We start from the raw sequence: 25,638 nt of genomic DNA, 5'->3' as shown, positions 1-25,638 counted from the left end.
GCCTTCATTCGGTGAACAGGAAATTCTTGCCGGTTTCCGGCGTCCAGTCGGGGGTGGTCCAGGCGATCATCTTGCCGGGGTTCATCAGCCCCAGCGGATCGGTCTGGCGCTTGAAGTCCAGTTGCGAGAGGTCGGTCCGCTTCATCCCGCCTTCTTCCAGTGTCACGCGATGCGGGTTGAACACGGTGATCGGAAACTCGGCTTCCAGAAGTTGTATCAGCTCTTCCAGCCGGTTTTCGGTCGTGAAGCGGACAAGGGGCATCGCCACAGGGCTGACCACGCCGTTGAACCGTGTGTATTCGCAATGCAGCATCAGTTCGTTGCCAAAGCGGAGCTCCAGTGCGGCAATGGTTTCGGCCATGCGGTCGCGCGGGAACATCATTTGCAGATAGGTCACGCCGGGGTCGATGCGGATGGCGCGCAGGGTGGTGTGGTTCCAGGCCATTTCATACAGCGCGGGCAGGCGTTCGGCCGGATCGGCCCGGTCGGCGCGATAGGTGATCGCGGCCCCCGGCCAGGCGGTGACGCGGGCCTCCAGCGCGGGCAGCGCGTCGCGGGCCACCATCAGCGCGAGGACCGCGCGGCCCGTGCCCGCATGGCGGCGGTAGCGCTGGAAATACAACTCCGGCACCGGCGCGGCGAAGGTGGACAGCATCCGCAACAGCAGTGCTTCGCCCAGTTCGATCGCCAACTGGTTGGCGGCGATGAAATCTGGCGCCGTGATCATCACATCCACCCAGTCGCCTGCCGGGTCCACCGGCAGTTCGACTTCTGTCATCACGCCGTTGACGCCATAGGCATGGGCGGCCTTGTGGATGTCATGCCCGGTCAGGTCCAGCACGCGCGGCGTTTCCTCCATGGTCACCAGCCGCAGGCGGCGGATGTTGGCGGGGTTGCGCAGGCCCCCCCAGCGGATCGCGCCCACCCCGGACGATCCGCCCGCGATGAACCCGCCGATGGTGGCCGTGGCCGTGGTGGACGGGAACAGCCGGATCTCCCGGCCGTTCCGGCGCAGATGCTGTTCGATATGGTCGATGACCGTTCCAGAGCGGACGACCACATGGTCGTCGCCCAGGGCGATGACGCCTGCCATATGCTGCATGTGCAGCACCACGCCGCCTTGCAGTGGCATGGCCTGGCCATAATTCCCGGTCCCTGCACCCCGCACCGTCACCGGCACCCTGTGGCGGTAGCAGGCGGACAGCACGCGGATCACCTCGGCCTCGTCGCGGGGGGAAATGACCAGATCGGCGGTGATCCCGTCCAGCTGGCGTTTCAGGATGGGCGAATACCAGTAGAAATCGCGGCTCTTTGCCCGCAGCACGCTGGGGCGGTCGTCGATGTCCAGCCCGTCGAGATCGGTTTTCAGCGCGGTCAGGTCCATGCGGGGGGGCTTTCAAGGGGGCGGCCCGCGCGCAGGACCAGCCGGTTTTCATGTGCGCGGGACAACAGCCCGGTCCAGTCGCAGGCGTCGAACAGGATCAGGTCCGCCGGGGCACCGGGGGCAATGCGGGCGCTGCGGCCCATGGCCGTGGCGGGGCGGGTGGTGATGGCGGCGATCCAGTCCTGCGGGGCAGCTTCCAGTTGCATGGCCAGCACCGCCTGGCGGAACACTTCCCACAGGTCATAGCTGCCATGGGGGTAAAAGGCATCGCGCACATTGTCCGATGCAAATCCGACAGGCACGCCCAGGGCGGCCAGTTCCTGCACCAACGTCATGCCGCGCAGGCGCGGGCTGGTGCCGGGGCAACGGTCCATCAGGAAGGCATTGGTCAGGGGCAGGGCGAACACCTGCACCCCGGCATGGGCCATGCGTTCGGCAATGTGCAACGCCTTCAGGCGATCCATGGCCGACAGCGCGCAGCAATGGCCGAAAGTGACCGAACGGTCGAAACCGGTACGGGCAATGGCATCCAGCACGGTTTCGATCCCGCTGGCGTCGGGGTCCAGCGTCTCATCGACGTGGAAATCCACCGCAAGCCCGGCATCGCCTGCATGGATCAGAAAGGCATCGACCGCCGCCCTGTCACAGCCCTCTGGCGGAATATACCCGCCTGCCAGCCCGCCGCGCGCGGCGATCTGTGCACAGCGGGCGGCAAATCCCGGCTCCAGCGCGCGGTCGATCCGCATCAGGGCCACGGGTTCCAGATGCATCCGCAGGTGCCAGCGGTCCTGCATCACCGCCAAGGCCTGCCATGCCGGGCTGTCATCGGGGGCGGCCATGCTGTCCAGATGGCTGCGCAGCGCCACGGTGCCATTGGCATGGGCCATGGCAATGGCCCGGTCCATCCGCGCGATCAGGTCGGGCAGGGTGCGGTGCGGCGCGTCGGCGATCGACAATTCCACCGCCTCGGCCAGTCCGGTGCGGCTGACGCCGGTGCGATGCGCGGTCAGGGACTTGTCCAGATGCACATGCGCATCGACCAGACCCGGCACGGCGATGCGCCCGCCCATGTCGCGGGTTTCCCGTGCCGGGCGCAGCGGGGTGATGCGGCCATCGGCCACCGCCAGATCGGCCCGCATCAGCCCGTCGCCCAGATCGGTGCCCTCCAGCCCGTCGCACAGCGCGGCGGGCAGCACCAGATTGCGCAACAGCAGGTCGGCAAGGGGCAAGGGGTCGGTCATGCGCGTCGTGCCGGCAGCGCAAGGGCGGCCACCTCGTCCAGCAGCAGCCCGAACCGGCGCGCGGCATGGTCGGCAAGACGGGCGCCCAGTTCGGCGGTGGCACCGCGCGCATCGCCAGCGGCGCCGTCAGGGTGCAGATCCTCGGCCCGCCAGCCCAGGCCGACCGGCCCCAGCATCCGCAGCACCTGATTGCGCTGCGCGATATCGGCCGAGGCGGGGCGAAAGTACCTTGCCTGGGTCATGTCCACCAGATCGGGCCGGAAATGCAGCATCGCCGCCGTTTCCACCAGCCCGCCGTGAATGCCCTCGGTCTGTTCGGGCGCCGGAACCGCGCCGTCGGGAAAGCCCATCGACACCCAGCCTGCGGTGGCCACCAGCATGTCGTGCCGCAGCCGCAAGCTGCGCGCCAGCAGGTGCAGCACCGGCACATTGCCGCCATGGGCATTCAGGCACACCAGCCGCCGCACACCCGCCCGCGCGACCGAGGCGCCGATCTGTTCCAGCACCGCCAGCAGGGTGGGACCATCCAGCGTCAGGGTGCCCGGAAAGCCGATATGTTCATCGGATTTTGCCACCGTGACCGTGGGCAGCACCAGCACCGGGGCGGTGGCTGCGGTGGCGGCCAGCCGCGCCATGCCCTCTGCCAGCACGGAATCGGTGGACAGCGGCAGATGCGGCCCGTGCTGTTCCGTGGCGCCCACGGGCAGCAGGGCCACGGTCCGATCCGGATCCAGCGTGGCGAAATCGGTGGTCTTCAGATCTGACCAGTGGCGCAGGGGCATGGGGTTGTCCGATTATCGAGCAAGTGTTCGCATGTCGTAGACTGGCCCTGGCCGCCCCGCATGGGCCAGACCTGCCGCCACAGAGCGTCGGTAAAAATGCCGCAGCGCCGCATCGTTGCCCAACAATGCGGCGTCGCGCCCGGCGACAGGGCAGGTTGCAATCGGCGAAGGGTCAGGGCCGGGCGGCCAGCAACTCTATTTCCACCTTGAACTCGGGCCGGGTGAAACCCGTCACGATCATCAGGGTCGAGGCCGGGGCAGGTTGCGCAAACAGCCGGTCGCGCACCGCCATATAGGGGGCCATATGCGCCCGGTCGGTGACATAGGCGTTGATCCGCACCACATCGGCCAGGGTCATGCCTGCCTCGGCCAGGATCGCGGCGCCGTTGGCAAAGCAGCGCTCGGCTTGGGCCCCGGCATCTTCGGGCACATCGCCCTGCGGCCCGATGGCCAACTGGCCCGAACACAGCACCAGCCGCGCCCCGGCCGCGATTTCCACGCCGTGGCTGTAGGCGGCCAGAGGCCGGGCGATGGTGGCGGGCAGCAGGTGGCGCAAGGTCATGGAACGCTCCGTGTCAGGGGACGGCAGCAGGGTTTCACGCCGCGCGCCACAGGGCAAGGTCAGCCAACGCGGTTGCCCTGCACCCAGACACCGCGCACCGCCGCCCCCGCATCGCCGATCCGCGCCACGCGGATCACATCGGCCCGTGCGCCGGGCGCCAGACGGCCCCGGTCCTGCAATCCCGTCGCCCTGGCGGGTGCCGCCGTGACGGTGGCAATGCCGCGCGCCATGTTGCCCCACAGATCGCCCAGCATCAGCGCCCCCGACAGCAGCGACGAGGGCACGTAATCCGATGACAGGATGTCCAGAAGGTCCATCCCCGCCAGATCGGCCGCCGCCACATTGCCCGAATGCGACCCGCCCCGGATCAGGTTGGGCGCGCCCATCATTACCCCGATGCCATGAGTGCGGCAGGCCTGCGCGGCCTCGACCGTGGTGGGGAATTCGGCAAAATGCACGTCATGCGATTTCGACGTCGCCACATGCCCGGCGGTGGTGTCGTCATGGCTGGCCAGCACCGCGCCATAGCGCCGCGCCTCGGCAACCGCCGTCGCCTCGTGCAAGGCGCCCAGCCGGTCGCGCAGCGCGCGCTGGCTGGCAACATGGGCGACAAAGCCTTCGTCGGACAGGCCGTGTTTGCCGCAGACATAGTCCTTGAGCTTGGACAGATCGCGGAACTGCCTCTCGCCGGGGGTGTGGTCCATCAGGCTGACGATCCCGATCCGGTCCGCAGGGCCGAACTTGGCCATTTCCGCGACCAGCGTCTCGGAACAGACCTCGGCGCGCAGATGCAGGAAATGGCTGACCCGCAGCGCCCCGCTGGCGCGCAGGCCCAGGATCTCGTCTGCCAGCCCACGGGCATATTCGCCATAGTTGGTCGCACTGTTGACCACCGACCCCACGCGCAGCGCATCGAACACCGTGGTGATGCCGACGCTGGCCAGTTCCGCATCATGCGCAATGATCGCCGCCATATGCGGCCAGCTTACCCTGGGGCGCGGCTGCATGTGGCGCTCAAGGTTATCGGTATGCAGCTCCACCAGCCCCGGCATCACCAGATCGCCACCGCAATCCATGGCACCCGCAGGCACCGCCGGGCCGGGATCAATCGCGCGGATGCGGCCCTGCGACAGGCGGATGGCACCGTGGATCACCTCGTCCGGCAGGACAATCTGGGCATTGGCAAGGATCGTATCGGTCATCTTGGGTCGTCCTGTCTTGCGGTCGGGGGCGCGGGCGGGCTGAATGGCATCCGACTGTCACGCCCGTGTGACAGTGGGCCGCTAGGGGCTGCGCCATGGATCAGATGAAACGCTTTGCCGTGTATTACGCCCCGCCGGCCGGGGACTTCTGGGATCGCGCCAGCCACTGGCTGGGCTGGGATGCGGCCCGCGGCCAGCCGGTCGCTCCGCCCGATCTGGGGCTGGACGCCGCGGCGATCACCCGCGATCCGCGCAAATACGGCTTTCACGGCACCATCAAGCCGCCCTTCCGGCTGGCGGATGGTGTCGATCTGGCCGCGCTGCAAGGTGCCATGGCCGATCTGTGTGCCCGGCTGGCGCCGGTCGAACTGCCGGGGCTGCGGCTGAAGAACCTTGACGGTTTCCTTGCGCTGGTGCCCGACGGCGATGCCGCCACACTGCGCACCCTGGCGGCTGCGGTGGTCGAGGGGCTGGACCCTTTGCGCGCGCCCCTGACCGCGGACGAGATCGCCCGGCGCCGCCCCGAACGGCTCAGCCTGCGCCAGAGGGAATTGCTCTATCGCTGGGGCTATCCCTTTGTGATGGAAGAGTTCCGCTTTCACCTGACGCTGACCGACCGGCTGGCCGGGGAGCAGGCGGCAAAGGCAGCGACCGCGCTGGAGGCGCATTTCGCCCCCCTGTTGCCGCGCCCCATCCGGGTTGCCGATCTGTGCCTGTTCGGTGAGGCAATGGACGGGCGCTTTCACCTGCTGCACCGCTACACCCTTTCTGGCTGAAGCGCAGCCATGAACCGGGCCAGCCCCACCTCGGGGCTGGCGTCGTTTTGCACCACGGCCACATCCAGCCCGTCTGGCAACGCAAAGCCCGCCCGCGCCAGCCGTGCGGCCTGATCTGCGCCGCTTTCCCGGCCCCGCCCGGCCAGCCGGGCCGCCAGCACCTCGGGTGGTGCCGTCACCAGCACGACGCGCAGGCCGGGAAACTGCGCCGCCGCTGCGCCCAGCACGGCGCGCGAGGCGTTGAACAGCACGATCCCGCCCCCAGCCAGTTCGGTGGCCGGAATGCCATAGCCCAGCCCGTGCGCCCGCCAGTGCAGTGCGAAATCTCCAGCCTCGGCCCGCGCGGCAAAGACCGCCTCGGTGACACCGTCGAAATCCTCGCCCCCGGCCTCGGACGGTCGGGTGATCACCCGCCGGGCCGCACGGATGCGCGGATCGGCCGCACAGGCCGCGGCCATCAGCGTATCCTTGCCCGCCCCCGAGGGGCCGACCACAGCCACCGGCCTCATGCCACCCGCCTCATGCCACCCGCGCGGGCGTAAAGGCGGTGACGTCCACCAGCCGGTCACAGACCTGCGCCCGCGCGCCCTCGTCATGGAAAATGCCCAGGATCGCGGCCCCGCGTGCCTTGGCCTCGCCGATCAGTTCCAGCACCACCGCGCGGTTGGCGGCATCCAGACTGGCGGTCGGCTCATCCAGCAACAACGCCGGATAGCCATGGGCAAAGCCGCGCGCGATATTCACCCGCTGCTGCTCGCCCCCCGAAAAGGTGGTGGGCGACAGGCCCCACAGCCGTTCGGGAATGTTCAGCCGCGCCAGCAAGGCCGCCGCGCGGTCGCGCGCCTGATCCGCCGGGATACCCAGCCGCAACAACGGGTCGGCCACCACCTCTATGGTGGGAACCCGCGGCACCACGCGCAGGAACTGGCTGACATAGCCCAGCACCTCGCGCCGCAATGCAATGATCTGCCGCGGCTCTGCCGTCACCACATCGACCCCACCGACAAGGATGCGGCCGCCCGCCGCCAGATAATTGCCATAGACCATCCGCATCAGCGTCGACTTGCCCGCCCCCGACTGGCCCACCAGCCCCACACATTCGCCCGGCGCCACGCGCAGCGCCGCGCCCGCCATCACCGGAATGACCGCGCCACCCTGATTGTGCAGGGTAAAGGCCTTGGACAGATTGCTCACCTCGATCATCGCTCACACCTGTAGGACAGAGGACACAAGCAGCTGCGTATAGCCATGCTGCGGATCGTCCAGAACCTGATCGGTCAGGCCGGTTTCCACCACCCGCCCCGATTTCATCACCATCAGCCGGTCGGCCAGCAACCGCACCACCGCAAGATCATGCGTCACGATCACCACCGACAGGCCCAGATCGCGCACCAATCCGCGCAACAGATCCAGCAACCGCGCCTGCACCGACACGTCCAGCCCCCCTGTCGGCTCGTCCATGAACACCAGCCGGGGGCCAGTGACCAGATTGCGGGCGATCTGCAACCGTTGCTGCATCCCACCCGAAAATGCGCTGGGCCGGTCGTCGATGCGGTCAGCGGCAATCTCCACCCGCCCCAGCCAGTCGGTCGCCGTGGCGCGGATCGCACCATAATGCCGCGCGCCCGTCCCCATCAGCCGTTCCCCGACATTGCCCCCCGCACTGACCCCCATGCGCAAACCGTCGCGCGGGTTCTGATGGACATAGGCCCAGTCGCCCCGCAACAGCCGCCGCCACGCCGCCTCGGACAGCGCCAGCACATCGTCGCCATCATAGAGGATCCGCCCCAGATCAGGCCGTTGATGACCCGCCAGACAGGACAGCAGCGTCGACTTGCCCGACCCGCTTTCCCCCACGATCCCCAGCACCTCGCCCGGCCACAGATCGAACGACACATCCGCGCAGCCGATCCGCGCGCCATAGCGCTTGGTCAGACCTTGCACAGACAGCAGCGGTTGCAGTTTCATCTTGCCAAAAATACCCAATTCCCCGGCCCCCATCACGCGCGCCCCTCGGGCGAAAGCCGCCCGCGTTGGCCCTCGGCCCGGCGGCTGGTGCAATAGTCGGTGTCGGAACAGACGAACATCCGGCTGCCCCTGTCATCCGTGATCACCTCGTCCAGATAGCTGGTGCCCGATCCGCACAGGTCGCAGCACGCGTCGGCCTTGGAGGCGACAAAGGGATGATCCTCGAAATCCAGGCTCACCACATCGCAATAGGGCGGCAGGGCATGGATCCGCGCCTCGCGCCCGGCCCCGAACAACTGGATCGCGGGATTTCCGGCCAGCTTGGGGTTGTCGAATTTCGGGATCGGCGAGGGGTCCATGACATAGCGCCCTTCCACCTTCACAGGATAGGCATAGCTGGTCGCAATTTCGCCATGCCGGGCGATGTCTTCGTACAGCTTCACATGCATCAGGCCGTATTCTTCCAGCTCGTGCATCTTGCGCGTTTCGGTCTCGCGCGGTTCCAGAAAGCGCAAGGGTTCCGGGATCGGCACCTGATAGACAAGGATCTGCCCTTCGCTCAGCGGCTGTTCGGGAATGCGGTGGCGGGTCTGGATCAGCGTCGCCTCGACTGTCGCCTCGGTCACTGCCACCCCTGCGGTGCGCTGAAAGAACCGGCGGATCGACACTGCATTGGTCGTGTCATCTGCGCCCTGGTCGATCACCTTCAGCCTGTCATCGGGCGTCAGGCAGGCCGCCGTCACCTGCACCCCGCCGGTGCCCCAGCCATAGGGCATGGGCATCTCGCGGCTGGCAAAGGGCACCTGATAGCCCGGCATCGCCAGCGCCTTGAGCAGCGCGCGCCGGATCATCCGCTTGGTCTGTTCATCCAGATAGGCGAAGTTATAGGCGTGGTCGGTCATTGCGCCGTCTCCTTGCCCTGCGCATAGCGTGCAAGCCGGTCCTGCAAGGTGCCGGAATGCACTTCGAAAAGGTGGTTGTCGGGGCCGTAAAAGTAGATCGACCGCCCTTCGCCTGCGACCCTTGGCCTTTCGGGACGGATCTCGAGTCCCAGATCAAGGATGCGGGCGCGGCAACCTTCGATGTCCGCATCGTCAACCTTGAAGGCCGCATGGTTGTAGCTGCGCGACGGCAGCGGATCGCCCTGCATGATGGCAACCCAGGTTTCGCCGATCAGGAAGAACCGCTCGGCCGACAGCGAAAAGGTGTCGTCGCCGCTGTCATACACACAGCGCGCACCGAACACCTGCTCCAGTACCCTTTGCATCCGGTCCAGATCCGCGACGACAAAGGTCACATGCGACAGGCCGCTGCTCATTCTGCCGCCTCCCGCACCGCCAGGGCCTCGCGCCGCAGGCGACGGACCAATTCCAGCTCGGCCTGGAAATCCACGTAATGCGGCAGCTTGATATGTTCCAGAAATCCGGTCGCCTGGATGTTGTCGCAATGCGACAGCACGAATTCCTCGTCCTGCGCAGGCGCCCCGATGAAATCCTCGCCCAGTTCCTGCCAGCGCAGGGCGCGGTCCACCAGGCTCATGGAAATCGCCTTACGTTCCGACTGGCCCATCACAAGGCCATAGCCGCGGGTGAACTGCGGCGGTTCGGTCCTGGAACCCTTGAACTGGTTGACCGTCTCGCATTCGGTCAACTCGATCTCGCCGATCTCGACGGCAAAGCCCAGTTCCGGCAACTCGACCTCCACCGCCACCATGCCGATGCGCAACTCGCCGACAAAGGCATGGGTGCGGCCGTAGCCGCGCTGGGTGGAATAGGCCAGCGACAGGGTGAATCCCTCGTCCGCCCGCGCCAGTGCTTGCAGCCGCAGCGCGCGGCTGGCGGGCAATTCCAGTGGCTCGCGTGTCAGATCGCGCGGCGCCGCTTCATCGGGGTGCGCGGGTTCGATCAGCCCGTCGCGATCCAGCAGGCCGGTGACATGGGGAACGGGGTCCGGGGGCGCCCCCCCTCCCCCTCCCTCCCCCACAAGGGGGGAGGGGGGCACCTGGCCCGCCATCGTTGCCCCGCGTGTCCCGCTGTGCGCCTCCCCTCCCCCTTGTGGGGAGGGGATGGGGGAGGGGGGCGCCCCCTCGGCCATCAGCGCGAAATCCAGCAGCCGGTGGGTATAGTCGAAGGTCGGCCCCAGTACCTGCCCGCCGGGCAAATCCTTGAAGGTTGCCGAAACCCGCCGGTCCACCGCCATCGCCGCCGTATCGACCGGGCACGAGGCGCCAAAGCGTGGCAGGGTGGTGCGATAGGCGCGGATCAGGAACACGGCCTCGATCAGGTCGCCGCGCGCCTGCTTGATCGCCAGCGCCGCCAGATCGGGATCGTAGAGCGACCCTTCGGCCATCACCCGGTTCACCGCCAGGGCCATCTGCTCGCGGATCTGCGGGATGGTCAGTTCGGGCACCGACAGATCGCCGCGCCGCTCCTCTGCCAGCCAGTCATGGGCGGCATCAATCGCGCGCTCGCCCCCTTTGACGGCAACATACATCAGATATCCTCCACGCGGGTGCTGCGGGGCAGGGCGGCCAGCCGGTCGCCACAGGTCAGGATGGTATCGAACCCCAGCGGGTACAGGCCACGGTTGGCCTGAAAGGCTGCGGTCTCGGGCAGGCTCAACCGTATGTCCGTGGCGATCCCCGGCCCGGTCAGGCGGGCGCCGGCATTGGCCAGATGACCGACCTCGACGATCAGCGTGGCCGAACGGTCGGGATAGGCAGGCTCTCCCCGGCGAAAGCGCGCGGCGGGGGCCAGCGCCGCCCATGTCCCCAGTGCGAAGTGTGCCGCCTCGGCAGCGACCAGCGGTGCGCCGGTGTGAAAGGCGATCCAGCCGCGCACCGCCGCGCAATCGGCGGCCCCGGCCAGATGCACCGGGGTGGTGCTGTCGGTCAGCACCAGCAGGGCGACCCCGGCCGCAACAGACAGGGGCGCGGGCGGTGTGGCGCCGGACACAGGGAAAATCCGGCCCGGTCGCGCCATCGCCTCCAGCAGGGCGCGGAACGCATGGGCCGATTGCACCGCCGGATCGGCAAAGCCGCCAGTCAGAAGGGCGCTCATTGGTCTTCCCCGCGCACCATGGTGAAGAATTCGACGCGCGTTCCCGCCGCCTTTGCCGCTCGGGCGGCGCGCGCTGCCGCAGCCGCATGGCGCAGCGGGGCCAGTACCCCGGCCTCAAGCTCTGGCCCCGCATCGGTTTGCAGCATCGCATCGGCCAGCGCCGCGCGGCGGGCGTGATCCTTGTCGCGGCCCTGCACACAGGCATGGCCCACAGTGCCGCAGGCCAGTTGCACCGAACAGCGCGTCACCGTCATCTCGCCAAGGTTGAAGCGCGCCCCGGTTCCTCCGGCGCGGCCCTGCACCATGACCGTGCCAATCTCGGGCGGACGCAGGCAGGTATGGGGCGCCAGGTCCGGCATCAGGCCGGCCAGCTGCGCGGGCGGCGCCTTGGCCAGCACAGAGATCCAGGCGCGGCGTGCATCGGGTTCAGGGGTATGGGGCATTCCGGCCTCGACAAGCTTGCGGATATGTCTAGATTACTATACAACTATACAAATCCATACGCGCCCAGCCCTGAGTCCTCAACCCTCGTTTCGTGAAATTTTGGTGACACCATGCCCAGAGCGCCGATCTGGACCGCCATCGCCGACACGCTTTCGTCGGAAATCGCCAAGGGACATTACCATCCCGGCGACCGCCTGCCGACCGAGGCCGACCTGGCCGCACGCTTTGGCGTCAACCGCCACACCGTGCGCCATGCGTTGTCGGCACTGGTGCAGGCCGGGACGATACGGACCCGGCGGGGGGCTGGCGCCTTTGTCACGGCGCGCCCGACGGAGTATGCCCTGGGGCGCCGCGTGCGGTTCCACCAGGCGGTCAGCGACTCGGGCCGCACGCCGTCGCGTCGGCTGACGCTGCTTGATACCCGTGGCGCCAACAGCAAGGAGGCAGAGGCGCTGCGCCTGGCCCCCGGTGCGTCGGTGCATGTCGTGGAAGGGGTCTCGCTGGTGGACGGGCAGCCGCTGGCGGCCTTCCGGTCCGTCTTTGACGCGGTGCGCTTTCCCGACTTCTTGCGCCATATCGGGGACCGGCAATCCATCACCGCCGCGCTGGCCGCCTGTGGCCTGCCTGATTACACGCGCGCGCAGACCCGTCTGACGGCGAAACTGGCCCCGACGGTGCTTGCGCTTGTGCTTGAACTTCCCGAGGGCGCGCCGATCCTGCGCTCGGTCGCCATCAACGTGGATACGATGGGCGTGCCGGTGGAATATGGCACCACCTGGTTTGCAGGCGACCGCGTGACGCTGACCGTCGCGCCGGATTGAGCGACAGGGCGCGGCGTCGCCTTGCGGCAGATATCTTGGGGGTGCCTTGCCCGTGACGCGGGCCGTTGGCCCCAGGGGGCAGCGCGGCGTCACGCCTTAGCGGTATTTCTCCACAAAGGCTTCGGCACCCAAGCGGCGGAAATCGGGCAGCGCCTCGCGCAGGCGGTCATGGCTCCAGTCCCACCAGGCCAGGGTTGCCAGCCGTTCGGCCAGGTACGGCGGAAAACGGTCGCGGATCGGGACTGCCGGGCATCCGGCGACGATGGCAAAGGGCGCCACATCCCGCGTGACCACCGCCCCGGCCGCCACGATGGCGCCCATGCCTACCGTCACCTCGGGCTTGATGATCGCGCCATGGCCGATCCAGCAATCCGGCCCCAACACCGTACGCCGTGCCGAACGGGCGGCAAAGAATGCGGCGTCATCCTCCAGGTCTTCCCAGTAATACGACGAGCGGTAGGTGAAATGATGCAGGGCCGCGTGCCCGATCGGATGGTCGGTCGGCCCGATCCGGGTCAGTGCGGCGATGTTCGAGAACTTGCCGACCGTCGTGTTGGCAATGTCGGCCAGCCGGTCGCAATAGGCATAGTCGCCGAATGCGGAATTCTGGATGCGGGCGCCCTGGCCAATCTCGCACCAGCCGCCAAAGGTGGAATTCACCACCTGCGCGCCGGGATGCAGGACTGGGGCGTCGGGGGACAGCTTGGGCATTGGTCATTCCCCCTTGATCAGCTTGCGGCGCAGCCAGCCCGACAGGCTGTCCATCGCCATCACGGTCAACACGATCAGCACCATGTAATAGGCGACATCCTCCCATTCCTTCTGGGTCTGGATCGCCTGGGTCAGCAACAGCCCGATGCCGCCGCCGACGATGGCCCCGATCACCGTGGCGCCGCGCGTGTTGGATTCCAGGAAATACAGCACCTGGCTCAGCAGCACCGGCATCACTTGCGGCAGCACGCCGAACCGCGCCCGTTGCAGGGTATCGGCGCCGGTGGACCGCACACCTTCCACCTGCTTTTCGTCAATGTTCTCCAAGGCTTCGGAGAACATCTTGCCAAAGCTTCCGGTGTCCGTCAGCAAAATGGCCAATGATCCGGTCATCGGGCCGGGCCCGAAGGCGCGGGCCAGGATGATCGTCCAGATCAGCCCGTCCACCCCGCGGATGAAATCGAACACCCGGCGCAGGCCAAAGCGCACGGGGGCCAGCGGGTTCATGTTGCGCGCGGCCAGAAAGCCCAGCGGCAGCGCGACCAGAGCCGCACCAAAGGTGCCCAGAAACGCCATCAGCACGGTTTCCGACATGGCCCAGGCCACATCGCCATGCCGCCAGACCCGGTTGGTCCAGAAATCCTGCGCCATGGCGGCGATGTTGGGCATATCGGCCCGCACCCGTTCCCCCCACAGCGCCGCGCCCGCCAGTTCCCCCCAGGTCATGTAGTGGAACGGGCTGTCCAGCGTGAAGAAGAACATTTCCCAACCGGGGGAATAGCGGAACACCTCGACCTTGGACCGGGTATAGGTGAAGCGACCCGCGTCGGTTGTCACCGTGACCCGGTTGGCCGATGCGTTGATCCAGTCGGGCAGCGGCAGGGGGGCGGTCAGGTGCAGCTCGGTGTCTGCCGGGCGAATGTCCACCGTGCCATAGCCGGGAACGACATAGCGCGCGCCCTGGGTGTCATAGGTGACCAGATGGCCGCCGCCCAGATCGACCGTGGTGACGTCCCCCGACGCAGTGATCCACCCTGGCAGACGGTCGGCAGGATAGACCGCCTTGGTGTCGCCCTCGATCGAGACGCTCAGCGCGCCGCTGCGGTTGTCGCGTGTCACATGTGTCTTGTGCGACAGGAAATCCGACAGCAGGATGGCGGCGTTGTCCATCCGGGCGCGGGCCGCCAGCCCGGCCAGATCAAAGGCCACGGCGGCATACAGCAGATAGGCCAGGATCGCCGCCGGAACCGCAAAGGACAGCAGGCGGCGGCGGGCGAACAGGGCCGTCACGGTTTCGGTCTGCATGGGCGACAGGGTTGCGGTGCTCATGGGATCAGCCTTTCACCAGACGGTGGCGCGCGTGGTCGGACAGCCGGTCGATGGCGACGATGGCCAGGAACAGCAGCAGAAAGATCGCCACCACCTCGTCATAGCGGCCCATGCCCCATTGCATGGCGATCTTGAGGTCATAGCCGATGCCGCCCGAGCCGACGAAGCCAAGGATCGCGCTGGCCCGCACGTTGATTTCAAAGCGCATCAGCGCATAGGACATCCAGTTCGGCGCCACCTGCGGGATCACGCCCAGATACATCTGCTGCCCCCAGGTCGCCCCGGTCGAGGCAAGCCCCTCGACCGGCTTCAGGTCGGCATTCTCGGCCACTTCGGAAAACAGCTTTCCCAGCGCGCCCGCCGTATGCAGCGCGATGGCCGCCACCGCAGGCACCGGGCCGCCGCCAAGGATATAGATCAGCACAAGCGCGATGACGATTTCGGGGATGGCACGGCTGGCATCCATCGCGCGGCGGAACAGTGGCGTCAGGCGCGGCCAGCGCGCCAGCCCGCGGGTGGACAACAAGGCCAGCATCATCCCCGCCAATCCGCCAAGCAGGGTGGACACGGCGGCGATGTTCAATGTCTCGATCAGCGCGGGGAGGTGGTCCAGAAACAACTCCGGCAGGTTCGCGCGCTTGTCCCAGGCCTCGGCCAGCACTTCGGCGGGAAAATCGAAGACCTGCGGCAGCCCTTGCCAGAAGCCGCCAGCATTGCGGCTTTCGGTCAGCCGGAACCCCGAGGCCATCAGCGCCACGAACAGCACCACCAGGATCCCGCCATACATGCGGCGGCGGCGCACCAGGTCCAGATAGGCGGCGCCTGCGGGGCCGGGGTCGGGGTGCGGATCCCGCTTGGGTCCGAAGGCTATGTCGACCATGGGATCTCTCGTGGCTGGGGGCGGATATGAAATTGCCGTGCCCCCGGACAGGGAGGACACGGCAGAGGCGCTTGAAAACTCAGTTTTTCCTGGCGGATTCCTGCAACTTCCGCGCCGCGATGATGCCCAGATAATCCTCGTGTTTCACCGGAACGAAATCCTTGGCGTCGCCAGCGGCCACGTTGTAGCCGCAGGCCGGATCGGTTTCCCACATCGTGTCCAGCATGGCGAACATCTTGTCCTTGACGTCTTGCGGCAGGGACTTGCGGATCACCATCGGCCCTTCGGGGATCAGCTTGGACCGCCAGATCTCGGTCAGGTCGTTCATGTCCACCAGACCGGAATCCGATGCCTTGCGAAATGCGCCCGAGTTGAACCCGTCTTCCCAGTTGCCCAGACCATCGGCCCAGGACACGCCGGCCGCGAAATCGCCGTTTGCCACGCCGACGATGGACTGCTCGTGCCCGCCAGAAAAGCGCACTTCCGAGAAATACTGCTCCAGCGGTCCGAAGGTTTCCGTCAGTTCCGCACCCGGCACCAGATAGCCCGAGGTCGAGTTGGGATCGGCAAAGGCAAAGGACTTGCCCTTGGCGTCGGCCATGGACCGGATGCCCGAATCCGCACGGGCAAAGCCGATGGCGTAATAGCCGGTCGTGCCGTCCACGTTCTGCTTGGTCAGCAGCACTTCGACCGCCTCGGGGTTGGTCAGATAGGTCTTGGCATAGGCCGAGGCGCCCAGCCAGGCATAGTCCAGCGTCCCGCCCAGCAGGCCCTGGATCACGCCGTCATAGTCGGCCGGGGTGAACAGCTTGACTGGCACGCCAAGCAGTTCTTCGGTCTTGCTGCGCAGGCACTCGGTCGAAACCATGCGGTCCTGCGCGTTTTCGCCGCCCAGAATGCCGATGTTGAACTGGGTGATGCCCTGGGCCGAGGCGGCCGAGGCAAGGGCGGTGGTGGCGGCCAGCAGGGTGGCGGCAAGCGTTTTCATGGGGTGCTCCATGGGTGGGGTTACGGGATCAGCTCAGCATCCGGTCCGCATAGGCGCGGTCGGGGGCCGTTTCGGTGGGAATAGCGGTCGAAGTGGCGGATTCATTGAAGCTGGCATCGGCGCCATAGATGTCGCGCGCGACGCCGGTGGACAGCTGGTCGGGCGTCCCGTCGAACACCACCCGGCCGTCGCGCATTCCGATCACGCGGTCGCAATAGCGCCGCGCGGTGTCCAGCGTGTGCAGGTTGGCGATGACCATGCGGCCATCCTCGACATTGATGCGTTTCAGCGTGTCCATCACCACCTGGGCGTTCATCGGATCAAGGCTGGCGATGGGTTCGTCGGCCAGGATGATCCTGGGATCCTGCATCAGCGCGCGGGCGATGGCGACGCGCTGCTGCTGGCCGCCCGACAGCGCCTCGGCGCGTTTGGGGGCCTGTTCGGCAATGCCCAGCCGGTCGAGGATCTCCAGCGCCTTGAGGATGTCGGCACGGGGCCACAGGTTGAACATGGTGGCCAGGGTCGAGCGCCGCGACAGGATGCCGTGCAGCACGTTCGAGGCCACATCCATACGGGGAACAAGGTTGAACTGCTGAAAGATCATCGCGCAGTTGCCTTGCCATTGGCGGCGATCAGCGCCACGCAGGGCCAGCACATCCTGCCCGTCGACCAGAATCTGCCCCGAACTGGCATCGGTCAGCCGGTTCATCATGCGCAGCAATGTGGACTTGCCCGCCCCCGAGCGCCCGATGATCCCGACAAAGGCGGGGCGGTCCACGGCAAAGCTGACATGATCCACCGCCGCGCGGGTTCCGAAGATGCGGGTCAGGTTTCGAACGTCCAGCATGGTGCCTCCGGCTTGCGTCGGGGCGAGTCCTAGGCGCGGGCTGTGACAGGCCGCCGACGGTTCGTTGAAGGTTTTGCGACGCTTGCCCGCCGGGGTGGGGGCCGATAACACTCGGTGCCATCGCAAGCGAAAGGACCGGCATGACCGAACGAGCCGCACAGAGGGCCGCACCGCCTGCCGCGCCCGGCATTGCGCCGCCGCGCGTCGCGGTGCTGGGCGCGATGGCGCTGGTGTCTGTGTTGGCTGCGGGGGCGGCGGGCATGGCCAGTTGGCGCAACGGGCTGGGCGCCCTCGATGCCCGGCTGGAGGACCGCCTGTCGATCACCGCCCACGGGCTTGGCTCCGAGGTGGAGCGCCTGCGCCATCTGCCGCGCGTGCTGGGCGAGGATCCGCGCCTGTGGGCGGCGCTGGATCGTCCCGGCGATGCATCGGCTGTGGCGGCGGCCAACGGGTATCTGCAACGGATGCGCGATCTGACCGGCGCGGACGAAGTGTATCTTGTCGCGCCCAGCGGCCTGACGCTGGCCGCATCGAACTGGAACGAGCCGGGCAGTTTCGTGGGCATGAACTACAGCTTTCGCCCCTATTTCCTTCAGGCCATGCGGCAGGGCGCGGCGCATTACTATGCCATCGGCGTGACAACCGGGCGGCCCGGCGCCTTTCTGTCGGCGCGGCTTGGGCCTGCCGATGCGCCGGGCGGGGTTGCGGTGGTCAAGATGGATCTGGGCGGAATGGAGGCCGCCTGGTCCCGCGCGGGGGAACTTGCGGCGGTGGCGGATGCCGATGGGGTGGTGTTTCTGTCCTCGGTGCCCGGCTGGCGCTTTCGCCCGCTGGCCCCGCTGGACCCGCAGCGGCTGGACCGTATCGCGCAGGAGCAACGCTATGCCGGGCTGTCCCTGGCCGAGGCAGAGCCGTTACCGGTCGAGGATCGGGTGATGTCACGTGCGGGGCAGGGGCAGGTGCGGCTTGGCTTTGGTATGGTTCCGGGCACCGACTGGCGGCTGTTGCAGGCGCTGCCGATGGCCGAGGCCCGGACCCAGGCGCTGTTGGTGGCGGCGGTGACGGCGGCGGCGGGGTTCCTGCTGTCGGCCTTTGCGCTGGTGGTGATGCAGCGCCGCCAGATCCTGCGCCTGCGTCTGGTCGAGGCCGACCGGCTGGAGGCGCGGGTCGAGGAACGTACCCGCGAACTGGCCGCAGAGGTCGAGGAGCGGCGGCGGGCCGAGGCGGAGTTGCGGCGCACCCAGGAAAGTCTGATCCATTCGGCCAAGCTGGCCGTGCTGGGCCGCATGTCGGCGGCCATCGTGCACGAGGTGGGACAGTCGCTGTCGGCGCTGGACAACAACCTTGCCGCGGCAGAACTGCATGGGGCCCGCGGTGCGGCGGACCGGCTGGCCCCGGCCCTGGGGCGGTCGCGGTCGATGCTGCGCCGGTTGCAGGGGGTTGTCGCGCGGCTGCGCGGATTTGGCAGCCGTCAGGTGCCGGTGGCGCTGGGCCCCGTGGGGCTGGAACCCGTTCTGACGGTGGCGGCGGAACTGGTGCAGCCGCGCGCGCGGGAACTGGGCGCAAGGCTTGACCTGCCCCGCGCGGCCTTGCCCGCCGTGCAGGGGGACGGGCCGCGTCTGGAACAGGTGCTGACCAATCTGATGCTGAATGCGCTGGAGGCGACGGCCCGCGCCGACCGCCCCCGGCGGGTTGTGGTGGCCGTCGCAGGTGGACCCGACGCGGTGGAGATCACGATCACCGACACCGGCCCCGGCATTCCGCCCGAGTTGCTTGACGACGTGATGGAACCCTTTGTCACCACCCGCACCGGCGAAGGGTTGGGCCTTGGCCTGTATATCGTGCAATCGCTCCTGGAACAGATGCAGGGCAGCCTGCGGTTCGGGACGGATGCCACCGGCACCACCGCCACGGTGCGCCTGCCTGTCGCGCTGGCCAGGGGGCGGGCGGCATGACCAGTCGCGGACAGATTGCCTTTGTCGATGACGAACCCGACCTGTGCGCAGCGGCGGCGGATTGGCTGGAAAGTTCTGGCTTTGCCGTGGCCACATGGTCCGACCCGGTGCGCGCCCTGGCCGAGATTGATCCGGCGCGTTGCGATGTGGTGCTGACGGATCTGCGGATGCCCGATCTGCCCGGCGACAGGCTGATGGCGGGCCTGCGCGCGCGTGATGCCGATCTGCCTGTCATCCTGATGTCGGCCCATGCCGATGTGCCGGTTGCGGTGGCGGCGATGCGCGAAGGTGCGCATGATTTCATCGAAAAGCCCTATATGGCCGAATATCTGGTGGCGGTGCTGGACCGTGCCGTCGAATGGCGCCGCCTGCGGCGCGAGATCGCCCAGGCCCGCGCCCCGCAGACACGCCGCGACCGGGTGGACCAGCGCCTGATCGGGCGTTCGCCCGCCATGGCCCATCTGCGCGAGGCGGTGTTGCAACTGGCCGATGTGCCCGTCGATCTGTTGCTGACAGGCGACGCGGGCACCGGGCGCGAAACGCTGGCGCGGCTGATCCACGACATTTCGCGCCGGGCGCGACGGCAGTTTGTCGCGTTGGATTGCGCCGCGATTCCCGAAGGGGCGCTGGAGGCGGAACTGTTCGGGCATGAACGCGGCGCCTTGCCGGGCACCAGCACCGAGCGCGCGAGCCGGTTCGAATTCGCCACGGGCGGCACGATCTATCTGGCCGGTATCCAGGCGCTGTCGTCCGGGTTGCAGGCCCGTCTGATCCGCGTGTTGCAGGACCGTGCGGTCGTGCGGCTGGGGGGCAATGCGCCGCGCCCGGTGGATGTAAGGCTGATCGCCTCTACCACGGGTGATCTGGCCGGACAGGCACGGCAAGGCGGGTTCCGGCAGGATCTGTACTTCCGCCTGTCCAGTGCGGGGCTGCGTGTGCCCTCGCTTGCGGAACGGCCCGAGGATATTGCGGCGCTTTATGCCCAGTTCCTGACCGAGGCGGCGGCCCGGTTCCGCCGCCCTGCGCCCGAACCCGGCCCTGCCGAGATGGAGGTGTTGCGCGCCCGTGCCTGGCCCGGCAACCTGCCGCAGCTGCAGGCGGCGGCAGAACGTCACGTGTTGGGACTGCGCGACGATTCCGGGCGGGGGCCGATGCCCAGTGCGACCCCGGATGACCGGCTGCCCTTGCCGCGCCGCGTGGCGGTGTTCGAGGCGCAGGTGATTGCCGAGGCGCTGGCACGGTGTGGCGGGTCTTCGGCGGCGGCGGCGGAGCTTCTGGGGGTGCCGCGCCGCACGTTGAACGAAAAGATCGCCCGCTATGGCTTGCGGGAGGGGGACGGCGCCTGAGACGGCGCGCGGCCCGCTCCGGCATTACGCGCGCCTGTCCCGCATCCTCGACCCGGCACCGGAACGCGGGCGGAATTTCGCCAGCCCTGGGCGCCCTGGCGGAATTCCGCCAGCACCGGGCCAGATCACGCGCAGGCAACGATTTTGTTACCGCCTTGTTTCCGGTGAATTTTCGCCAGAACCGCCCGAGAAACGGGCGCCTTGAAAAAAATGCTTCGTTCATGCCGTTCGGGCGCCCACCCTGAAGGTCGATTCACAAGGGAGGGGAATACCCATGACTCGCATGTTCACCATCATCGCGGGCGCCGCACTCGGCGCGGCCAGCGTCGGTCTGAGCGCCACGGCGGCGCGGGCCGAATTCATCAACGTGCTGACCGGCGGCACCTCGGGCGTCTATTATCCGCTGGGTGTGGCGCTGTCGGAGCTGTATGCCGGTGGCATCTCGGGCGCGCGGACCCAGGTGCAGGCCACCAAGGCATCGGTCGAGAACCTGAACCTGCTGGCGGCTGGCCGGGGCGAAGTGGCCTTTGCTCTGGGCGATTCCGTGATGGCAGGCTGGGAAGGCCGCGAGGAAGCGGGCTTCAAGGCGCCGCTGACCAATCTGCGCGCCATTGGCGGGATGTATGACAACTACATCCAGATCATCGCCGAGAAATCGGCCGGGATCGAAACCATTGCCGATCTCAAGGGCAAGACCATTTCCGTCGGCGCCCCGGCCTCGGGCACCGAGTTGAACGCCCGCGCCATCTTTGCCGCGGCTGGCATGAGCTATGGCGACATGGGCAAGGTGGAATATCTGCCCTATTCGGAATCCGCCGAACTGATCAAGAACCGCCAGTTGCAATCGACGCTGCAATCCTCGGGGTTGGGGGCCGCCTTCATCAAGGATCTGTCCACCACCCACGAGATCACCATCGTTTCGATTCCTGCCGAGATCGTGAATTCCATCGGGGCGCCCTACAAGGCGGCAGTGATCCCCGCGGGCACCTACAATGGCCAGGATGCCGAAGTGCCGACGGCCGCAGTGACGAACATTCTGGTCACGTCGGAGAAGGTGTCCGAAGAAACCGTCTACCAGATGACCAAACTGATGTTTGAAAACATCGACAAGCTGCGCGCGGCCCATTCGGCGGCCTCGGCGCTGGATCCGGCAAAGGCGGTGCAGGCGCTGCCGATCCCGCTGCATCCGGGTGCTGAAAAGTACTACCGCGAAATCGGCGTCCTGAAGTGACGGGCGGACGGGCAGGGGGCATCCCCCCTGCCTGACCCCAGCGGGAACGCGCGGGCCAGCCCGGCGCGTTCCTTCGTCTCTCTTCCCGGCCACGAGGAAACGCCATGAGCCAGTTGCCCCATTCCAAGGATACCCCTACCGCCGACGAAAAGGTCGAGGGCCTGCCCCCCGGTTTCGGCACCGGCCTGCCGGGCCGCATCGCCTTCTGGATCGCCTTTACCTTTTCCCTGTTCCAACTTTGGGTGGCGGCCTATGGCGCGCTGGCCAGCCAGATCGTCCGGGCCATGCATGTCGGATTCCTGCTGCTGCTGGGGTTCGTGCTGATCGGCAACCTGCTGGCCAAGACCCGCATGGGGCAAGGGGTTTACTGGGTGCTGGGCATACTCGGGTTTGGCACGGGCCTGTACAACTGGGTGTTCTACAAGGATCTGATCCTGCGGTCGAATTTCCTGACCACGGCGGATCTGATCGTCGGTGCCGTCCTGATGGCGCTGGTGTTCTGGCTGGCGCGGCGGCTGATGGGCTGGCCGCTGGCGATCATTGCCGGGATCTTCCTTGCCTATTGCGCCTGGGGGCAGCACCTGCCGGGGCTGCTGGGCCATCGCGGCTATGACTGGGACATGCTGATCGAGCATTTCGGCTTTGGCACCGAGGGGATCTATGGCTCTCCGGTCTATGTGTCGTCGGCCTATATCTTCATCTTCGTGGTCTTTGCGGCGTTTCTGGAACGCGCCGGGATGCTGGATCTGTTCAACGACGTTGCGCTTGGCCTTGTCGGGCACTGGCGCGGTGGCGCGGCGCAGGTCTGCACGCTGTCCTCGGCGCTGATGGGCACCATCTCGGGTTCGGGCGTCGCCAATGTGGTGGCCTCGGGGCAATTCACCATTCCGTTGATGAAGAAATCCGGCTTTCGCCCCGCCTTTGCCGGCGGGATCGAGGCGACTGCCTCGATGGGCGGGCAGATCCTGCCGCCGGTGATGGGTGCGGTCGCCTTCATCATGGCCGAAACGCTGAACCTGCCCTATGGCGATGTGGTGCGCGCCGCTATCGTGCCCGCGCTGCTGTACTTCGGCGTGTGTTTCTGGAGCGTGTATCTGGAATCGGGCAAGCACGGCCTGCTGGGCCTGCCCCGCAACGAACTGCCCAGCCCGTGGCAGGCGTTGAAGAAACAGTGGATGCTGCTGATCCCGCTGGGCGCGCTGGTCTATATGCTGTTTGCCAACTATACGCCGATCTTTGCCGGGTCCATGGCGCTGGCGCTGGTCGTGGTGCTGATCCTGGGCATGGCCATCGCGGCCACCATCGGGCCGGTTGCCTTCCGCTTTGCCTTCTGGATCGCCCTGGGGCTGGCATCGGCGGCGTTCCTCAAGTTCGGCGTCAACCTGCTGATGATCGTGATCGGCGTGCTGCTGGCGGCCTGTGTGGTGCTGCGGGGCGGGCGGCAGGCGCTGGTGATCGTGCGGGATTCGCTGGCACAGGGTGCGCGCAATGCGCTGCCGGTCGCGGCCGCTTGCGCCATCGTCGGCATCGTGATCGGAACGCTGACGCTGACCGGCATCGCCTCGACCTTTATCGGTGCCGTGATCCGTATTGGCGAGAACAACCTCTTCCTGTCGCTGGTGCTGGTGATGATCACCTGCCTGATCCTGGGCATGGGGATTCCGACGATTCCGAACTACATCATCACCTCGTCGCTGGCCGGGCCTGCGCTGGAACAACTGGGCGTGCCGCTGCTGGTCAGCCATATGTTCGTGTTCTACTTTGGCATCATGGCGGACCTGACCCCGCCTGTCGCGCTGGCCTGTTTCGCCGCGGCACCGATGGCAAAGGTGTCGGGGCTGCGCATTTCCATCGACGCGACCAAACTTGCGATTGCCGGGTTCGTCATGCCGTTCATCGCCGTCTATTCGCCGGTGCTGATGTTGCAAGAGCCCTATCCGGGGTCGTTCTTTGCCGAAACCTTCGGCTATTGGGCAGAGTTCCTGTGGACACTGGCGCAGGCGGCGTTTGCGGTCGGGCTGTGGGGTGTGGCGGTTGTCGGCTTCCTCGTCGCACCGGCCGCCATGTGGGAGCGCGCGATGGCGCTGGGAGCAGGCATCTTGCTGGTCACGCCGGGCATGGAAACCGATCTGGCAGGCTTTGCGCTGGGGATTGCCTTTGTGGTGCAGCATCTGTTGCGTCATCGCGGCAAGCCCTCCATGCCGGTGGCCGCCTGATGCTGTGCGTGGCTGCTGCCGGCGCCATTCTGGCGCTGGCAGCGGACAGGTTCACCCTGGAATGGACCCATTCCGTCACCCGCACCCAGTGGGAGGAAAGCTGGGTCGCCGGCCCCGAGGGCCTGCACCCTGTCGAAGCCCGGATCGCCGGCCCCGGCGCCGGGATGGAGATCCCCGACGGAGCCTGGCGCGTGCCGGGCGGCTGGCGGTACCGGGTGCAGGTGCCGCCGCAGAAACTGGTTGTGCTGGCAAGTTCCGGCGCCACGCCTTCGGGGTGGCGAGTGTGTGCGGCGGGCCAGTGCCACGATCTGGCGCTGGCGGCCGATGCGCCTGTGCGGATGTGGTGGGGCGCGCGCTGCGCATAGCCAGCGCCCCCCGCGATCGCGTTCTTGCCCTTCCCCTTTCCATTCGGGCAAAAGCCTGCAAACATGCCGCGCTGCCGGGCATGGCGACAGCCGGCAGACGACAGGGCAACGTGGCAACGCTGGACGGGTGTGCAGGAATGCAACATGCACAGGACAGGTTCCAGTGGGACGATCTGCGCTATGTTCTGGCCGTTGCGCGGGCGCGCTCGGTTTCGGGGGCGGCGCAGCAGTTGCGCGTGGACCACACCACAGTCAGCCGTCGGGTCAGCAGGCTGGAGCAACTGCTGAACACGGCGCTGTTCAACCGCACCCGGTCGGGCTATTCGACCACGGCGGCCGGGGCGCGGGTGGTGGAACTGGCGCAGCAGATGGAAAGCGCGCTGATCCGGTGCGAAGGCGAGATCACCAACCGCAACGATGAATTGCGCGGCACGGTGCGGGTGGCCGCGCCGGACGGGTTTGGCAGCATCTTTCTGGCGCCTCGGCTAGCGCAGCTTTGCACCGATCACCCGGAATTGCGGGTCCAGCTTTATCCATCGCAAACGCGCTACAGCCTGGCCGACCGCGAGGTGGATATTGTCATCGGGCTGCAAAAACCCGCGACCGGACGGCTGACGGCGCGCAAGTTGACGGAATATCGCATCCGCCTTTATGCCAGCCGCAGCTATTGCGACCTGCATGAACTGCCCCGCAGTTTCGAGGCGCTCCAGGCTGCGCCGATCATCGGTTATGTCGAGAATCTGGGCACCGAACCGCCCGTCGATTTTCTGCCCTTGTTGCCCGGCAAGGTCCGGGCGCGGTTTGCCAGCTCGAACCTGTTGGCGCAGATCAATGCGGTTCTGGCCGGGCAGGGCATCGGGTTTCTGCCCGATTTCGTGGTGGACGGGCGGCCCGAATTTGTCCCGGTTCCGGTCGAATTCCAGATCGACCGGGAACTCTGGCTGATGATCCACGAGGACAACCGCAATCTGGCCCGGGTGCAGGCCGTGGCCGAATTCATCCAGTCCGAGGTGCGCAAGAGCCGCAGCACCTTTTTCGCAGACTAGCGCCAGTCTGCCCCATTCATCTGCATGAGGGTCACGTGAATCCAGTTCCACTGCACCGCGAAAGTGTTGTGCCGCAAACGTCGCGCCCGGATCCGTCGCGTCTGGTGGCCGGGGATCCGGTACATACCACCTGGAATGTCGAAGAGCGCGGGGCGCTGTTCGCCGGGATCTGGCAATCGACGCCGGGCAAGTGGCGCGTGGCCTATGACGAGTGGGAATATGTCCATATCCTATCGGGCCATTCTGTCCTGACGGATGATCAGGGCAGCGAGACAGTTCTGAAAACCGGGGACCGCTGGATCATCCGCCCCGGATTCTCCGGCACCTGGGAGGTGATCGAAACCACGGTGAAGGACTATGTGATCCTGGCCTGAGCGGGCCGGTTCAGCAAAAGGGGGCTTTGTGCCCCCTGATCCGGTTGGCGGGCCAACCGTAACGTTCCCCGCAGGATCGGTCGATCACAGCGGAAAGAGGCAGGGGGGGAT

Annotated in this window: 27 protein-coding genes; 9 read left to right on the top strand and 18 right to left on the bottom strand. The window is 67.1% G+C overall.

From position 1 onward, the window contains the following. Window positions 1-4: 4 nt before the first annotated feature. From BW970_RS11785 to BW970_RS11765, 5 genes are all read right to left on the bottom strand, one after another. Window positions 5-1,384, bottom strand: a complete 1,380-nt coding sequence (locus BW970_RS11785) for an FAD-binding oxidoreductase (protein ID WP_076531511.1) — start codon at window positions 1,382-1,384, stop codon at window positions 5-7. After that, window positions 1,375-2,625, bottom strand: coding sequence for an amidohydrolase family protein (locus tag BW970_RS11780; protein WP_076531509.1), 1,251 nt, complete (start codon window positions 2,623-2,625; stop codon window positions 1,375-1,377). The genes BW970_RS11785 and BW970_RS11780 overlap by 10 nt, the downstream gene beginning before the upstream one ends. Further along, on the bottom strand, window positions 2,622-3,407 hold the full coding sequence (locus tag BW970_RS11775) for a creatininase family protein (protein WP_076531507.1): 786 nt from the start codon (window positions 3,405-3,407) through the stop codon (window positions 2,622-2,624). Before BW970_RS11775 ends, BW970_RS11780 begins: the two co-directional genes overlap by 4 nt. Before the next feature lie 172 nt (window positions 3,408-3,579). Then, window positions 3,580-3,969, bottom strand: a complete 390-nt coding sequence (locus BW970_RS11770) for a RidA family protein (RefSeq protein ID WP_076531505.1) — start codon at window positions 3,967-3,969, stop codon at window positions 3,580-3,582. A 59-nt stretch (window positions 3,970-4,028) separates the two neighbouring features. After that, window positions 4,029-5,171 carry an alpha-D-ribose 1-methylphosphonate 5-triphosphate diphosphatase gene (locus BW970_RS11765; RefSeq protein WP_076531503.1) on the bottom strand — a complete coding sequence of 381 codons (1,143 nt, stop codon included), beginning with the start codon at window positions 5,169-5,171 and terminating at the stop codon, window positions 4,029-4,031. A gap of 95 nt (window positions 5,172-5,266) precedes the next feature. On the opposite strand from BW970_RS11765, the gene BW970_RS11760 reads away from it, so the two are divergent. Continuing rightward, on the top strand, window positions 5,267-5,947 hold the full coding sequence (locus tag BW970_RS11760) for a DUF1045 domain-containing protein (RefSeq protein ID WP_076531501.1): 681 nt from the start codon (window positions 5,267-5,269) through the stop codon (window positions 5,945-5,947). Here the strand turns inward: BW970_RS11760 and phnN are convergent. Genes phnN through phnG form a run of 8 tightly spaced genes read right to left on the bottom strand, consistent with a single transcriptional unit; the run spans window position 5,929 to window position 11,417 of the window. Continuing rightward, on the bottom strand, window positions 5,929-6,456 hold the full coding sequence (phnN, locus tag BW970_RS11755) for a phosphonate metabolism protein/1,5-bisphosphokinase (PRPP-forming) PhnN (RefSeq protein ID WP_076531499.1): 528 nt from the start codon (window positions 6,454-6,456) through the stop codon (window positions 5,929-5,931). The two genes, BW970_RS11760 and phnN, sit on opposite strands and share 19 nt — an antisense overlap. Window positions 6,457-6,466: 10 nt before the next feature. After that, the gene (phnL, locus tag BW970_RS11750; RefSeq protein ID WP_076531497.1) at window positions 6,467-7,150 is read right to left on the bottom strand and encodes a phosphonate C-P lyase system protein PhnL; all 684 of its coding nucleotides are present in this window, start codon (window positions 7,148-7,150) and stop codon (window positions 6,467-6,469) included. A 3-nt stretch (window positions 7,151-7,153) separates the two neighbouring features. Beyond that, the gene (gene phnK / locus BW970_RS11745) at window positions 7,154-7,909 is read right to left on the bottom strand and encodes a phosphonate C-P lyase system protein PhnK (protein WP_076531722.1); all 756 of its coding nucleotides are present in this window, start codon (window positions 7,907-7,909) and stop codon (window positions 7,154-7,156) included. A 38-nt stretch (window positions 7,910-7,947) separates the two neighbouring features. Further along, entirely contained in the window at window positions 7,948-8,817 is an 870-nt protein-coding gene (locus BW970_RS11740) for an alpha-D-ribose 1-methylphosphonate 5-phosphate C-P-lyase PhnJ (protein WP_076531495.1), read from the bottom strand. Continuing rightward, complete coding sequence (gene fosX / locus BW970_RS11735; protein ID WP_076531493.1) at window positions 8,814-9,233, bottom strand: FosX/FosE/FosI family fosfomycin resistance hydrolase; 420 nt, start codon at window positions 9,231-9,233, stop codon at window positions 8,814-8,816. Before fosX ends, BW970_RS11740 begins: the two co-directional genes overlap by 4 nt. Further along, complete coding sequence (locus BW970_RS11730) at window positions 9,230-10,408, bottom strand: carbon-phosphorus lyase complex subunit (protein ID WP_076531491.1); 1,179 nt, start codon at window positions 10,406-10,408, stop codon at window positions 9,230-9,232. Before BW970_RS11730 ends, fosX begins: the two co-directional genes overlap by 4 nt. Next, the gene (phnH, locus tag BW970_RS11725) at window positions 10,408-10,974 is read right to left on the bottom strand and encodes a phosphonate C-P lyase system protein PhnH (protein WP_076531489.1); all 567 of its coding nucleotides are present in this window, start codon (window positions 10,972-10,974) and stop codon (window positions 10,408-10,410) included. The genes BW970_RS11730 and phnH overlap by 1 nt, the downstream gene beginning before the upstream one ends. Then, a complete protein-coding gene (phnG, locus tag BW970_RS11720; RefSeq protein WP_076531487.1) occupies window positions 10,971-11,417 on the bottom strand; it encodes a phosphonate C-P lyase system protein PhnG in 447 nt (148 codons plus the stop codon). Before phnG ends, phnH begins: the two co-directional genes overlap by 4 nt. 111 nt (window positions 11,418-11,528) lie before the next feature. Between phnG and phnF the strand changes: the two genes are divergently transcribed. Then, window positions 11,529-12,239, top strand: a complete 711-nt coding sequence (gene phnF / locus BW970_RS11715) for a phosphonate metabolism transcriptional regulator PhnF (protein WP_076531485.1) — start codon at window positions 11,529-11,531, stop codon at window positions 12,237-12,239. Window positions 12,240-12,335: 96 nt separating this feature from the next. Here phnF and BW970_RS11710 read toward each other — a convergent pair whose 3' ends face one another. From BW970_RS11710 to phnC, 5 genes are all read right to left on the bottom strand, one after another. Beyond that, the gene (locus BW970_RS11710; RefSeq protein WP_076531483.1) at window positions 12,336-12,950 is read right to left on the bottom strand and encodes an LbetaH domain-containing protein; all 615 of its coding nucleotides are present in this window, start codon (window positions 12,948-12,950) and stop codon (window positions 12,336-12,338) included. 3 nt (window positions 12,951-12,953) lie between these two features. Then, window positions 12,954-14,279, bottom strand: a complete 1,326-nt coding sequence (phnE, locus tag BW970_RS11705; protein WP_076531481.1) for a phosphonate ABC transporter, permease protein PhnE — start codon at window positions 14,277-14,279, stop codon at window positions 12,954-12,956. Between the two features lie 4 nt (window positions 14,280-14,283). After that, the gene (phnE, locus tag BW970_RS11700; RefSeq protein WP_076531479.1) at window positions 14,284-15,159 is read right to left on the bottom strand and encodes a phosphonate ABC transporter, permease protein PhnE; all 876 of its coding nucleotides are present in this window, start codon (window positions 15,157-15,159) and stop codon (window positions 14,284-14,286) included. A gap of 79 nt (window positions 15,160-15,238) precedes the next feature. Then, window positions 15,239-16,147, bottom strand: a complete 909-nt coding sequence (gene phnD, locus BW970_RS11695; RefSeq protein WP_076531477.1) for a phosphonate ABC transporter substrate-binding protein — start codon at window positions 16,145-16,147, stop codon at window positions 15,239-15,241. A 28-nt stretch (window positions 16,148-16,175) separates the two neighbouring features. Next, a complete protein-coding gene (gene phnC, locus BW970_RS11690; protein WP_076531475.1) occupies window positions 16,176-16,994 on the bottom strand; it encodes a phosphonate ABC transporter ATP-binding protein in 819 nt (272 codons plus the stop codon). A gap of 140 nt (window positions 16,995-17,134) precedes the next feature. On the opposite strand from phnC, the gene BW970_RS11685 reads away from it, so the two are divergent. From BW970_RS11685 to BW970_RS11655, 7 genes are all read left to right on the top strand, one after another. Further along, entirely contained in the window at window positions 17,135-18,949 is a 1,815-nt protein-coding gene (locus tag BW970_RS11685) for an ATP-binding protein (protein WP_083701240.1), read from the top strand. Continuing rightward, window positions 18,946-20,295, top strand: a complete 1,350-nt coding sequence (locus tag BW970_RS11680) for a sigma-54-dependent transcriptional regulator (RefSeq protein ID WP_076531474.1) — start codon at window positions 18,946-18,948, stop codon at window positions 20,293-20,295. The genes BW970_RS11685 and BW970_RS11680 overlap by 4 nt, the downstream gene beginning before the upstream one ends. A 274-nt stretch (window positions 20,296-20,569) precedes the next feature. Next, entirely contained in the window at window positions 20,570-21,526 is a 957-nt protein-coding gene (locus tag BW970_RS11675; RefSeq protein ID WP_076531472.1) for a TAXI family TRAP transporter solute-binding subunit, read from the top strand. 104 nt (window positions 21,527-21,630) lie between these two features. Then, entirely contained in the window at window positions 21,631-23,742 is a 2,112-nt protein-coding gene (locus tag BW970_RS11670) for a TRAP transporter permease (RefSeq protein WP_076531471.1), read from the top strand. Between the two features lie 8 nt (window positions 23,743-23,750). After that, window positions 23,751-24,107 carry a DUF1850 domain-containing protein gene (locus BW970_RS11665; RefSeq protein WP_371870133.1) on the top strand — a complete coding sequence of 119 codons (357 nt, stop codon included), beginning with the start codon at window positions 23,751-23,753 and terminating at the stop codon, window positions 24,105-24,107. 137 nt (window positions 24,108-24,244) lie between these two features. Next, entirely contained in the window at window positions 24,245-25,153 is a 909-nt protein-coding gene (locus BW970_RS11660) for a LysR family transcriptional regulator (RefSeq protein ID WP_076531469.1), read from the top strand. Between the two features lie 35 nt (window positions 25,154-25,188). Continuing rightward, window positions 25,189-25,527, top strand: a complete 339-nt coding sequence (locus tag BW970_RS11655; protein WP_229740496.1) for a cupin domain-containing protein — start codon at window positions 25,189-25,191, stop codon at window positions 25,525-25,527. Window positions 25,528-25,638 lie beyond the last annotated feature (111 nt).

The organism is Gemmobacter megaterium, assembly GCF_900156815.1.
GTDB lineage: Bacteria > Pseudomonadota > Alphaproteobacteria > Rhodobacterales > Rhodobacteraceae > Wagnerdoeblera > Wagnerdoeblera megaterium.
This window is presented reverse-complemented; position numbering and strand designations above follow the sequence as displayed.